Genomic DNA, 13,458 nt, shown 5'->3' with positions numbered 1-13,458 from the left:
GATGCCGCCGCATATAGCATTACTATGTCCGAGTTCCATATATACAACTCCTATACACGCCAGAAAGAACGTTTCGAGTCCATTACTCCCGGTCATGCGGGGCTGTATGTGTGCGGCCCTACGGTATCGGGCGAATCGCATATGGGCCATGCGCGCCCCTATATCACCTTCGATGTGGTGCAGCGCTACCTGCGCCACCTGGGCTATAAGGTGCGCTATGTGCGCAACATAACCGATGCAGGCCACTTTGAGGAAGAGGGCCGCGAGGCGCAGGACAAGGTGAGCGAAAAGGCCCGGCTGGAAAAGCTGGAGCCTATGGAGATGGTGCATAAGTACACATCGATGTTCCACCACGGTATGCGCCTGTTCAACTGCGATGAGCCATCGATAGAGCCGACGGCCACTGGCCATATAGTGGAGCAGATAGGCATGATAGAAGACATAATAGCCAAGGGCTATGCCTACGAGGTGAACGGATCGGTGTACTTCGATGTGAAGAAATATGCCGATAACTATCCATACGGAAAACTATCGGGCAGGGTATTGGAAGACCAGCTGGAGACCACACGCGAGCTGGACGGGCAGGACGAGAAACGCAATAAGGCCGACTTTGCCCTGTGGAAGAACGCACCGCCGGAACATATAATGCGGTGGAAGAGCCCATGGGGCGAGGGCTTCCCGGGGTGGCACATAGAGTGCAGCGCCATGAGCAGCAAATACCTGGGCGAGACCTTTGATATACATGGCGGCGGCATGGACCTGCAGTTTCCCCATCACGAGAGCGAGATAGCGCAGAGCACCATATCCCACGGCCATGCGCCGGTGCGCTACTGGATGCACAATAATATGATAACCATCAACGGCAAGAAGATGGGCAAGAGCTACAACAATGTGATAAAGCTGAGCGAACTGTTCAGCGGGGGGCATCCGTTGCTGGCGCAGGCCTATCACCCGATGGTGGTACGCTTCTATATATTGCAGACACACTACCGCAGCACGCTGGACTTCAGCAATGAGGCCCTGCAGGCCGCAGAGCGTGCCTTCCGCAGGCTGTGGGAAGCATACGAGGTATTGCAGAAGCTGCAGCACCCCGGCAATAACGAAGCTGCCAATGCCGGGCTGCACCAGCAAGTGCTGGAACAATGCGGCCAGTGCAGCGAATACATGAACGATGACCTGAACACGGCCAAGGTGATAGCCAACCTGTTCGACCTGTCATCGACCATAAACGGTATGAAGGGTGGGCAGGTAGCTGCCAATGCGATAGGTGCGGATGCCTTTGATACCCTAAAGAGCACCTTCAGGACCTACCTGGAGGACATACTGGGCATGCAGGCCCTGCAGGTGCAGCAGAGCAATAAGCTGGACGAAGTGCTGGCCCTGCTGATAGAGATACGGAAGGATGCCAAAAAGCGCAAGGACTTTGCCACCAGCGACCAGATACGCAACCGGCTGGCCGAGGCAGGCATACAACTGAAGGACGAAAAGGACGGCAGTGTGAGCTATAGCATAGAATAGCTGACCGTTCTCAAAATATTTATCGTGCCGGGGTGCTTTAACACATCTTTGGCACGATATTTTCATATGGGTATAGACACCTGTTGTACCGTATCGTATATGTGTATGTATATGTTATATGCATGAAAATGAGTGCAGCCGGAGTAAAAATAAAATTTTGTTCATATGCTGTTTTACCCATAATTTTATAAATTCAATAGATCCTCTTCGTAACAATTTTTAAAAAAAAGCAAAAAATGAAAAAACTTGTACTTGGACTGGGATTGGCCGTTCTTGCATTCGCTCCTACAGCGAAATCGCAGGTCATCTTTACGCAGGACTTCGAGACCCCGACGACGATCCCTACTCTTCCGACGGGCTGGATGCAGGGTTCTACAGGCGTTCCGGGCTGGAAGACAGCTACATTCGGATCGCCCACTACTACCGGTTGGGCCGGCGCTACTGGCGCTACACCCGCGGCGCATCCCGGCCAGATAGCCCTGGTGGATGACTGGAACGACTCTGGTACCGTATCTGCTCCTATCTCTAACCTGCACGATACACTGAAATCGCCAGTGTTCAGCCTTGCCGGTTCAACGGCTGCATGGCTGAACTTCGACTTCTACTTCTACAACGCTGCAAGAAGCGCTTCGGTAGTAGAAGAAGGTAAAGTAATAGGCTCTACCGACGGCGGCGCAACATGGACCGTACTGCAGGACCTAGCGGGCGATGGCTTTGACGGTCTGTGGTCAAAGGGCCATGTGAGCCTGTCATCTCTGGGCACAGGCACTAACGTGATGGTAGGTTTCGTATACTCTGACGATAATGACCACATGATAGGCCTGGCAGTGGACAACATACAGGCAATAAACCTGACAGCCAGCACAGCTGCTGTAGCTGCCGTAGACTATAACAGCGTACAGGATGGTATATCTTCGGATGGCCAGACAGTATCTTTCTGGGTACAGAACACAGGTGTTGCCATTACTTCTCTGAAAGCGAAGTACACCATCAATGGTGTACCAGTAGGTGCTCCTGAGACCTTCAGCAGCCTTAGCATAGCGCCATATGCTTATCAGAAGCTCACCTTCGCCCTGCCGATAGCAGGCTCTGCAGCAGGCTCCAATGCGCTGAAGGTGGTGATCACAGACGTGAACTCATCAGCGAACGCTGACGTAGACTCTGCAATGACATCTAACTATGTGAAGGCTTCTTCTACTACAGGCCGCTGGGGTCTTATAGAAGAGTTCTCTTCTTCTACATGTCCTCCTTGTAAGTCGTTCAACGAGGTGTATGATCCTCTTTGCGTGACCAATGCCGTAAATACTGTTGCTACCAAGGTGAACGTGATAAAGTACCAGATGAACTGGCCTTCGCCCGGCACTGATCGCAGCTACAACAGCGATGGTACCAAGCGAAGGAGCTACTATGGTGTGAACAGCATACCCGAACACTTTGTGAACGGCGCTAGCAGCACAGCTGCCGGTACTTCTTCTGCCCTTACTGCAGAAATGATGGCATCTAAAGCCAATGCTTCTTTCATGGATATGTCTATGACATATACTGTGGATACTGTGACCAAGAAGCTGGGTGTGACACTGAACGTTACTCCACACTTCACCAAAACAGGTAGCTACAGAGTGCATATAGTAGTAATGGACAGCTTCTATACCAATACTACCAATACTACCGGCCAGCTGAACTACTACCACATCATGCGCCAGATGCTGCCTGATGGCAACGGTACTACCGTATCTTCATGGACAGATGGTACTACACAGACATTCACACAGGTAGATAAGGCCTTCACTCATGGCCACTACATGCTGGGCTCTGGCAGCTATCCTACACAGAACAGCTTCAAATTCTGGAACAACCCATACAACCTGAGCGAAGTAGTAGCTTTCGTACAGGACAATGCTACAGGTTCTATACTGCAGTCTCTGTGGGGCAAGCGCGGTACATCATCTACTACGCTGATACCTACTACAGACAAGATAGAGAACATAGCCCTGTATCCTAACCCTACAAGCAGCGAAGCTACATTGAGCTTCAGCCTGGTAGAGTCTGGCAGGGTTCAGGTAGCCGTTATGGACTATACCGGTAAAGTACTGAGCGTTGTTTCTGACAAAGAAATGGGCCTGGGCACACAGAGCGTGAAGATCTCTACTGCTGACCTTGCTTCTGGTAACTACATAGTTACTATAACTACTGCAAGCGGCAGAAGGGCTGACAAGCTTACAGTAATAAAGTAAGCCGTACGGTCTCTGACCTTTAAGATAAAGTACATGATATGGCGGTCGCACAAAGAGCGGCCGCCATATTTGTTTTTATGCAGTGGTCAACGCCAAGGGGTTTTGCCATGTCTTAATGAAAGATGGCATAACTTTATATGGCAAAGACCCTTTCATTATGACAGAAGATGTACTTAAGGACACCGCAATGGCGGTATCGGCAGAGCTGGGCATGACGGTGCCGGTCACCCTCACGGAGGATGAACTGCTGCAAAGAATAGCCGGGAAGATAGCCGAGGTAGTGCAGCAGGGCCAGGAGCCATTTTACCGCCTGATGTACAGGCTGGATATACCCGAGAAAAAGCTGAATGCCGTAGCCGGTACCGACGATGTGGCCATGAAGGTGGCCAGGCTGGTGTATGAGCGGCAGCGGGCAAAGGTGCTGACCCGTATGCACTTCAGGCAGCAGGCCGATGACAGCGACCCCGAGCTGCGGTGGTAATATGGGATCTCTTGCCTACTTTTGAGGCGCCGTAAATGCGGCCGCATATGAAGGCAAAGCTGCGCACTTTCTGGGAGCTGATAGATGAGACGATCACCGAATTCGGCGACGACCATGCAACGAAACTGAGCGCATCGCTGGCCTATTTCACGCTGTTCTCTATAGCGCCGCTGCTGCTGGTGATCATACACATCATCACCTTTTTTTACAAGACCAAGGATGCTGAAGGCAAAGTGCTGGAGCAGGTGAGCACCTTTGCAGGCAAGGATACGGCCATGCAGCTAGAGGCCATGCTGAAAGGTATAAGCAGCAGCAACAGCAATACACTGTTCGGGGTGATAGGTGTAGTGGTATTCGTATTCAGCGCCACCAGCATATTCACGGAGATAAAAAGCTCTATCAACTATATGTGGTCGGTGAGGGCGCGGCCGAAGAGAGGGTGGCTGAAAATGATAACCGACCGCCTGCTGGCGCTGGTGTTCATAGCAGGTATGGGGGTACTGATGATAGCCACACTGATACTGAACGTGGCAGTAGATGCCATAATAGCGCAGCTGCATCATTTTCACTACCTGCAACAATACCTGGGAGGTGTGGACCTGGTGCTGATAACGGGGCTGAACACGGCATTGCTGTTCGTTATAGTGACGTTTCTTTTCGCGGTGGTATTCAAGGTGCTGCCCGATGCCAATATACACTGGAAGGACATACTGGTGGGCGCTTCGTTCACAGGTGTGCTTTTTATGGTGGGGAAATTCCTGATAACGTGGTACCTCACCAGCTCGCGCCTGATAACGGCCTATGGCGCTGCGGCATCGCTCATCATACTGTTATCATGGATATACTATTCGGCGCTGATAGTATACTTCGGCGCTGAATTCACCGATGTATATGCCCGTAAATGCGGACGTGGAGTGACGGTGCGCAAGACGGCGGTATTCGTTTTCAAGCGTGAGGCACGCGAGCTGCCAAAGATGAAGACCCATACCGACCAGGACCTTGGAAAAGGAGACGCAGTATGATGAGCGCGAAGAGCCAAAATGAGTGTGAAGCGAAGCGTGAGGGCAAGGAGTGAAAGGGTGTTGAGGTCGGGGGTAATGAAATGAAATATAAAGGGCGCCATGCATAGTTGCAGGGCGCCCTTCTGTATGTAAGGTTGTGGTCTTATTTGGCCGACTTGGACTTGAACTTGCTGATGGCATTGCGGGTGAAATCGCTGAGGACGAGGTGACCGCTGATGGCGGCACGCTCAGAAAGTAGCGTATCCCAATTCTCGGTGCCATGCCAGAATATCTTTTTGAGCTGGGCCATAGCCTGTGGGCTGCTGTGCGACAACTGCTCTGCAAGGCTGGCAACGGCATCGTCCAGCTCCTGTGTATTGCTGTGTATCTCGCTATAGAGGCCGTGGCGTTTTGCCCACTCTGCCGAGCGCCAGCCTGTGGCATCTATGGCCAGTTGCGAAAGGCCCGATACGCCTATTTTGCGCTCTACTGCGGGGCCTACCACGAAGGGGCCTATACCTACTGCCAGCTCGCTCAGTTTCACTGAGGCATTGTCTGTGGCTATGGCGTAGTCTGTAGCGGCTATGATGCCTACACCACCGCCTACGGCCTTGCCCTGCACGCGGCCTATGATGAGCTTGTGGCATTTGCGCATGGCATTGATGACATGTGCGAAACCACTGAAGAATTTTTTGCCCTCGGCCTCGTTGGTGATGGCCATAAGCTCATCGAAAGAAGCACCTGCGCAGAACGCACCATCACCTGCGCTACGCAGTATGATGACCTTCACACGATTGTCGATACCGATGTCGTTGATGGTCTTTGCCAGGTCGGCAAGAATGGCCGCAGGCAGTGCATTGCTGGATGGGTGGAAGAACTCGATGGTGGCAATGCCGTGTTCTATTTCGTGGCTTACATAACCTTCGGGGTGCTGCATATGCTGAGTGTTTTGAGTGTTCACAAAAGTGTCTTTGCGTAACAGGGTATATGGTGCAAAATGTGCAATAGAGTGTGGCAATTGCAGGTAGCTGCGGTACCGGTATCGCTATTATTAACTAATAGAGAACATCAAAAATAAAAATAATTACGGGAATAGGCGTGTTTTGCGGCATAAAATTAATGTATAACGCCATTTGCAGCAACTATCACTGTATGTTCATGCGCTTTACAAAGGCAGGCAGCAACAAGCTGCGCAGCTTGGTGAAGGATATAAAAAGGTCTACCTCGCCATCGGCATAGCTGGCTATATCGTAGGGGGCATAGTGAAAAATGATGCCGGTAGAGGTAAAGGAGAACTCGTGGGGAAGCGTGGTGATGCTTTCGGTAGCGAGGCGCTCTATGAGGGGCTGCCCCTGTGGTATGCGGAACTGCCTGCGTACCTCGGCCTCGATAAGGGAGAGGAGGACAGGAGTATCGGCCTGAAGCACATCAGGCAGAGCGAATACTTTTTTGCCAGGTACATCGATGCACAGATAGGTATCGTAGCCCATGCCGTGCGCGCCACCGGAGAACGCATAGTGGCTGTAGCACAATACTACCACGCCACTGCGGCTATATACCACGCGGGAGGCGACAGAACGTTCGTGGTCGAGCTCGAAGGTCATATCATCGTCGATGGCAGAGGAGTCGAAGTCGGCCATGTATTCTTTGAAATAAGCTGCATCACGGTCTTTGAGACAGGAGCGCAGATCGGCAGCGTTGCAGCCCTGCTTTTTGAGGATGCATTCGGTAAGGAAAGCATTATCGGCAGCACTGTTGCCGGAGGCAGGTATAGAGAGATCGTAAGAGGATATGGCAGTATGGGGTTTGCTTTTGAGGGTGATGATGGTGGAGTCGGTGTGCTGGAGGAGCGCGAAGCGATAGGCGCCATCGTATGTTTCCCTGAGCTGTATATCGTAGTTCTTCTTGCCATCGCGGCTTATCCATTTGCCGGTGATAGCATTGCCGGTGAAGGATATGACCCAGTGATCGCCGGTGGGGTCGTCGTTCTCGTTGCGGTCGGTGAGGACGCTCTCGTAAAGGAATATGCGGTCGCCACGAGAGGAGTCGTGCTGCTGGAAGAGGGCCAGCGGAATATCTTGCCGGTGGTAGGCATAGGTACCATGGATATGTTGCTGTGTGTGATAGATATCGGCCGAGACGGGCTGGCCGGCGATGGTGCCCTCGTAGTGGCGATACCAGGCGCCCTGCGACCGGCCTGTGGTATCTGTGGTAGTGGCTGATGTAGCTGTACCGTTATTGCTGCTACCGGTGTTGCTGCCACAGGAGGCGAATGCAAGAGCAAGATAGAGGCAGGCGGGTAGAAGAAGGGTCTTGATGTTCATTCCTATACTGGGATTTTCGGGGCAAAGATAAGGGTGGTTCATGTTTCGGCAGGTAACGGAGCGGCCGATCCGTGTGAGGCAGTAGCGGCCCTGAGGAACGCTTGCGCCAGTGGGTATTGTATTTCATCGATCTGGAGATCGACAACCACAAGGACGTAGTCGGAGACTACGCCAAACGGGCGGGGAATCCCATTTGGGCGGGCTATAAAAGATTATTTTCTTTTTCCTTTTTTCAAGTCTTTAACGATTTTCTTTTCAGCTTTATCCAATCGACGTTTTACCTTTCCAAGATCTTCAGCAGGAGGAAGTTGTTCCGGTTGCACTCCTCTTTCTGCAAGCATTCTTCTTACTGCAATATTGTTTTCAACGTGTTCTTTGGTTATTTCACTTTCTCCTTTTAATTCGCGGTCCATTACATTGTGGCTTGTAAGTTCGGTAGCAAAGTCTTTGGCTTTAATGGTAAGTGTAGGTAAAAAGTCGGCTAGTGGCCTATTGTTTGGCACACCTAATTTTCTTTTCATGTCGTTAGTAGTATACCCACCGAATAGTGCCATATCGCCTTTCGAACGAATAAAAGCAAAACTTTGATTGTCTACCCCACGTTCATAAATGATACCGGAAAGCTTGCTTTCGGACCGTGAAAGTTTTTCGCGAGCAGTAACGCGCGCGACATCGAGTAAGCGTTGTTCTATTATCTCTTGTTTTCTGGTCTGTACGGCAAAATAGGTTTGAGCAAATGCTACTTCGCTTTTTGAAGGGTCTCCATTTTGAGCTATTAAATAGCAGGCATAGCGAGTTAATGCAATGTCAGTGACCTCTCTTGTGTATTACTACCTATTTCGACCATTTTGCTGATATCAGCAAAATGGTCGCCGACCACCTCTCCTGCTGCTTGACAGGCGGTTTTTGCTTTTTCAATAGCATTTATGAAATTTCTCCATTGAGTATATCCAAGAATATCCTGTAATACTCTTGCGCTCCAGTATTCTACATTTTCAACTAATAAGGATGCTGCCTCAAATTTTTCAAAAAGTGCTTGAATTACTTCTTTTTTCATGTAATGAAATACAATTAAAGGGTGTTCAATGTTCTTCTTAACTACATCCCGTGGTCGTTCCGCAGTTAGGGCACATGTAGCAGGTGCCGTTGCGAAGGGTGATGTTGCCGCAGTTGCGGCAGGCGGGGGCATCAGCGCTGGTGCCCATTAGCTTCTTCACATCGGCGGTAACGGGTACGGCCTTTGGCGCAATGGCCTGCTGTGGCTTCTGCACGGGCTGTGACGCCTGCGGCGCTGTGACGCGTACCTGCGAGAGCTCCTGCTGCAGGGCCTCTACCTCCTGCGCATGTGTGCGGCGGTCGGGGTCGGGTACATGCACCAGGTCGTCGCGGTCCAGGTACTCGTAGGCAAGCACACGGAAGATATAGTCGAGCACGGAAGTGGCGCTCTTGATATTGGGGTGATCGACCATGCCGGAGGGTTCGAAGCGGGAGAAGGCGAACTTATCGACATACTCCTCCAGCGGTACACCATACTGCAGGCCTACCGATATGGCTATGGCAAAGCTATTGAGCAGGCTGCGCATGGTAGCGCCCTCCTTGGCCATATCTACGAATATCTCGCCGAGGGTGCCATCGCTGTACTCGCCGGTGCGCAGGAAGATGGCCTGACCGCCTACCTTGCCCTTGATGGTATAGCCACGGCGCTTGGCAGGTAGCTGCTTGCGCTCTACTATGCGGCTGAGCTGGCGTTTGAGCTGTGTATCGGGGCTGGCCTGTACACGTTTGTTCACTTCTTCGAGCAGCTCGTTGATGGTGAGCTGTCCGAGGTCTATTATCTGGCTGGCCTCTGCAGTAGCGGCATCGGCCTTTGGTTCTTCTTTCTTTTTCTTATCGCTCTTGTTGCTGAGGGGCTGGCTGAGCTTGGAGCCATCGCGGTAGAGGGCGCACGCCTTTATGCCCAGTTGCCAGCTAAGGTGGTAGCAGTCCTTTATCTCATCGACGGTGGCCTCGTTGGGGAGGTTGATGGTCTTGGATATGGCGCCGCTGATGAAGGGCTGTACAGCGCCCATCATGCGTATGTGGCCATGGGCGTGTATGTAGCGCTGGCCCTTCTTGCCGCATTTATTGGCACAGTCGAACACGGGCAGATGCTCGGCCTTGAGGTAGGGCGCACCTTCTATCATCATGGTGCCGCATACATGGTCGTTGGCGGCATCTATCTCTTCATCGGTGAAGCCGAGGGACTCGAGCAGGTTGAAGTCAGGAGCGAAGTACTGCTCTGCAGTAAAGCCCAGGCGCTGCAGGCACTCCTCGCCAAGGGTGTAGACATTGAAGACGAAACCTATCTCGAAGGCGCTTTCCACAGCGGCATCCAGCTTCTTTATCTCTTCCGCTATGAAGCCTTTTTCGCTAAGGCTCTGGTGATTGATGTAGGGCGCACCTGCGAATGTGCCATGGCCCTTGGCATACTTCACTATAGCATCGCTCTGCTCGGGAGTGTAGCCTAGCTTTTTGAGGGCCGCGGGTATGCTCTGGTTGATGATCTTGAAATAGCCGCCGCCGGAGAGCTTCTTGAACTTTACCAGCGCGAAATCGGGCTCTACACCGGTGGTGTCACAATCCATAACCAGGCCTATGGTACCTGTAGGCGCTATAACGGTGGCCTGTGCATTGCGGTAGCCATACTGCTCGCCCATCTGCACGGCCTCGTCCCACGCGCGGGTGGCGGCCTTCAGCAGGTAGTCGGGACAGTACTTGGCATGTATGCCCATGGGTTTTGTCTCCAGCCCTTCGTATGCCTCGGCAGCATCGTATGCGGCGGCGCGGTGATTGCGCATCACGCGCATCATGTGGGCCTTGTTCTCTTTGAACCTGGGGAAGGCGCCGAGGGCACGGGCCATTTCGGCCGATGTGCGGTAGGCGACACCATTCATAATGGCAGTGATGGCGCCTGCTATACCACGGGCCTCCTCGCTATCGTAGGCTATGCCGCTGACCATGAGCATAGAGCCGAGGTTGGCATAGCCGAGACCCAGGGTGCGGTAGTCGTAGCTGAGCTGTGCTACCTCGGGCGAGGGAAACTGCGCCATGAGCACAGATATCTCCAGCACGACGGTCCAGAGGCGGGTCATGTATTCGAAGCCATCGACATCGAACATACCTGTGTCCTCGTTATAGAAGCGGCGCAGGTTGAGGGATGCCAGGTTGCAGGCGGTATTATCGAGGAACATGTACTCGGAGCAGGGATTGGATGCCCTGATGGGGCCACCCTCGGGGCATGTGTGCCACTCGTTGATGGTGGTATCGTACTGCGTACCGGGGTCGGCGCAGCGCCATGCGGCATATGCTATCTTGTCCCACAGGGTCTTTGCAGGCACGCTCTTCATCACCCTGCTGCGGTCGCTGCGGGCCGTCATGTTCCAGTCGGCATTGTTCTCCAGCGCATGGAAGAAGGAGTTGGGTATGCGTACAGAGTTATTGGAGTTCTGGCCCGATACCGTGCGATATGCCTCTCCCTCGTAGTCGGAGGAGTAGCCGGCGGCAATGAGGGCCGCTACTTTCTTCTCTTCCTCTACCTTCCAGTCTATGAACTGCTCTACTTCGGGATGATCGAGATCGAGGCAGACCATTTTGGCGGCCCGGCGCGTAGTGCCGCCGCTCTTGATGGCACCTGCGGCGCGGTCGCCTATCTTCAGGAAGCTCATGAGGCCGCTGGATGTGCCACCACCCGAGAGCTTTTCGTTCTCGGCGCGGATGTTGGAGTAGTTGGTACCTACGCCCGAGCCGTATTTGAATATGCGTGCCTCGCGCACCCAGAGGTCCATGATGCCGCCCTGGTTCACAAGGTCGTCATCGACAGAGAGGATGAAACATGCATGTGGCTGAGGGCGCTCGTAGGCGTTCTTTGAGCGTTCGAGTTTACCTGTAGTAGGATCGACATAGAAATGGCCCTGGGCCTTGCCATCTATGCCGTAGCTGCTGTAGAGGCCGGTATTGAACCACTGCGGCGAATTGGGCGCGCAGCTCTGGTATAGTATGCTATATATGAGCTCGTCGTAGAAGACCTGCGCATCGTATGCCAATGCGAAGTAGCCGTAACGCTCGCCCCAGCTGCGCCAGCAGTCGGCCAGGCGGTGAGCCACCTGCTTCACAGATGTTTCGCGGCCGGTGGTGCCATCGGGCTGCGGCACACCTGCTTTGCGAAAGTATTTCTGCGCAAGGATATCGGTAGCTATCTGCGACCAATGCTTCGGTACTTCGACATTGGTCATCTCGAAAACCTTTTCGCCATTGGGGTTGCGAATGACAGAGGTACGGTAGTCGTACTCGAACATATCGTATGGGCTTACTCCGTCGCGCGTGTACTGGCGGCCGAAAGACAGGCCTTTTTGTTGATGGGCACTCATACAGAATATTGTTTAAAAGTTGTTAACGAGGAACACAGTATGTCTAAATTATCAAAAACAGGTTCCTGCTGCATGAAGAAAGTACTCACACCTATGTGGATAACTCATGTATCGCAGGCGGGGAGAAGAAAATATTATTATTCATAATATTATTAACAATTTTCTTCTTTGCAGTGTAAGCAAAATTACTATTTTATGGTGGGATGATGCTTATAGGGGTATTGCCGAAGGCTTAAATATTTGTGTCATTGCGAAGACCGCTGTGGCTTTGTGCGCGAGGTTGCGGTCTGTGGCGATCTTGCGAAAACCATAATAAAATACAGTATGTACATTGCAATATGCAAAAGGGTGGTCTAGTATATATCGTCTGTTCTCCTGATAAGAATGTTCTGTATACGGGCGTTACATCTGACCTTGAGGGTAGAATATGGAAACATAAGAGCAAATTTTATGAGAACAGCTTTACTGCGAAATATAACTGCGTGATGCTGGTATGGTACAAATACTTTGACCATATAGAAGAGGCGATCGCTGAAGAGAAAAGAATAAAAGCAGGTAGCAGAAAGAAAAAGGAGGCGCTCATAACTGGTTTTAATTATGAGTGGCGAGATCTTTGGGACGATATTAAAGATATTCGTACATATTAGATGTCTTAGTTTTTCGCGAGGTTGCCACGGCCTGCGGCTACGCTCTGGGGCTTGGCGCAGGCCTCGCAGTGACCTGCATTTTTTGACCACGTTCTTTTGGTTTTCGCGAGATTGCCACGGCCTGCGGCTACGCACCAGGGCTTGTCACAGGCCTCGCAATGACCTGCATTTGTTTTTATGTTCTTCTATCTATTTTCGCGAGGTTGCCACGGCTTGCGGTTATGTACGGGGTCCCGGCGCAGGCCTCGCACTGAGGCGCCGGGATAAATATTTTCATAAAATGGTAATGCCGTAATTGGAAATTATTGTATATTTGCAGCGGAATTGATTCAAAAGAGAGGGGACACATGGTTGTCCCCTCGTTTATTGTGATATATGGCCGAGATAATAGAAAAGGTGTATGCCCTGCTGGAACCGCTGCTGGACGGTACCGATATATTCGTGGTGAATATAAAGGTGAAGCCTACCAACAACCTGAAGGTATACCTGGATGCGGATAGTGGCTTTTCCATCACCAAGTCGTCGTCGGTGAACAGGAAGTTGTATGCGGCCATAGAGGCTGCGGGCATGTTCCCGGATGGTGATTTTTCGCTGGAGGTATCGAGCCCGGGCGTAGATGAGCCGCTGACACAGATGCGCCAGTATAAAAAGAACATAGGCCGCAAGGTGACCGTGACAGACAAGGAGGACAAGGAAGTGACCGGTATGCTACGGGAAGTGACAGACGAGCACATGGTGCTGGAAGTAAAAGGTAAAAAAGCCAGCGACCCGGTAAAGAGCACCGAGATCGCATTTTCGAACATCAAAAAAACTGTAGTTCAGATAATCTTTTAAATAACGTGGATGG

The 13,458-nt window shown here is 51.9% G+C and carries 11 protein-coding genes; 6 read left to right on the top strand and 5 right to left on the bottom strand.

Annotated elements, in window-relative coordinates:
* The first annotated feature begins 24 nt into the window (after positions 1–24).
* From cysS to ABD843_RS07435, 4 genes are all read left to right on the top strand, one after another.
* Positions 25–1,518, top strand: a complete 1,494-nt coding sequence (gene cysS / locus ABD843_RS07450) for a cysteine--tRNA ligase (RefSeq protein ID WP_345080862.1) — start codon at positions 25–27, stop codon at positions 1,516–1,518.
* A gap of 236 nt (positions 1,519–1,754) precedes the next feature.
* Positions 1,755–3,752, top strand: a complete 1,998-nt coding sequence (locus ABD843_RS07445) for a T9SS type A sorting domain-containing protein (RefSeq protein WP_345080859.1) — start codon at positions 1,755–1,757, stop codon at positions 3,750–3,752.
* Between the two features lie 157 nt (positions 3,753–3,909).
* A complete protein-coding gene (locus ABD843_RS07440) occupies positions 3,910–4,233 on the top strand; it encodes a hypothetical protein (RefSeq protein WP_345080856.1) in 324 nt (107 codons plus the stop codon).
* 47 nt (positions 4,234–4,280) lie between these two features.
* Positions 4,281–5,255 carry a YihY/virulence factor BrkB family protein gene (locus ABD843_RS07435; protein ID WP_345080853.1) on the top strand — a complete coding sequence of 325 codons (975 nt, stop codon included), beginning with the start codon at positions 4,281–4,283 and terminating at the stop codon, positions 5,253–5,255.
* A gap of 142 nt (positions 5,256–5,397) precedes the next feature.
* On the opposite strand, the gene ABD843_RS07430 is transcribed toward ABD843_RS07435, so the two are convergent.
* The 5 genes from ABD843_RS07430 to ABD843_RS07410 all read right to left on the bottom strand — a co-directional run bounded on the left by ABD843_RS07430 (position 5,398) and on the right by ABD843_RS07410 (position 11,964).
* A complete protein-coding gene (locus ABD843_RS07430; RefSeq protein ID WP_345080850.1) occupies positions 5,398–6,171 on the bottom strand; it encodes an enoyl-CoA hydratase/isomerase family protein in 774 nt (257 codons plus the stop codon).
* A gap of 208 nt (positions 6,172–6,379) precedes the next feature.
* Positions 6,380–7,558, bottom strand: a complete 1,179-nt coding sequence (locus ABD843_RS07425) for a DUF3298 and DUF4163 domain-containing protein (protein WP_345080847.1) — start codon at positions 7,556–7,558, stop codon at positions 6,380–6,382.
* A gap of 212 nt (positions 7,559–7,770) precedes the next feature.
* Complete coding sequence (locus tag ABD843_RS07420; RefSeq protein WP_345081942.1) at positions 7,771–8,334, bottom strand: hypothetical protein; 564 nt, start codon at positions 8,332–8,334, stop codon at positions 7,771–7,773.
* Positions 8,335–8,354: 20 nt separating this feature from the next.
* Positions 8,355–8,615 (bottom strand): hypothetical protein, encoded by a 261-nt coding sequence (locus tag ABD843_RS07415; protein WP_345080844.1) that lies wholly within the window; start codon positions 8,613–8,615, stop codon positions 8,355–8,357.
* Between the two features lie 37 nt (positions 8,616–8,652).
* On the bottom strand, positions 8,653–11,964 hold the full coding sequence (locus ABD843_RS07410) for a vitamin B12-dependent ribonucleotide reductase (RefSeq protein WP_345080841.1): 3,312 nt from the start codon (positions 11,962–11,964) through the stop codon (positions 8,653–8,655).
* Positions 11,965–12,302: 338 nt separating this feature from the next.
* On the opposite strand from ABD843_RS07410, the gene ABD843_RS07405 reads away from it, so the two are divergent.
* Entirely contained in the window at positions 12,303–12,611 is a 309-nt protein-coding gene (locus tag ABD843_RS07405) for a GIY-YIG nuclease family protein (RefSeq protein ID WP_345080838.1), read from the top strand.
* 375 nt (positions 12,612–12,986) lie between these two features.
* Positions 12,987–13,445 (top strand): ribosome maturation factor RimP, encoded by a 459-nt coding sequence (locus tag ABD843_RS07400; protein WP_345080836.1) that lies wholly within the window; start codon positions 12,987–12,989, stop codon positions 13,443–13,445.
* Positions 13,446–13,458: the final 13 nt, after the last annotated feature.

Origin of the sequence: Nemorincola caseinilytica (assembly GCF_039540515.1) — a bacterium.
GTDB classification, from domain to species: domain Bacteria; phylum Bacteroidota; class Bacteroidia; order Chitinophagales; family Chitinophagaceae; genus Nemorincola; species Nemorincola caseinilytica.
This window is presented reverse-complemented; position numbering and strand designations above follow the sequence as displayed.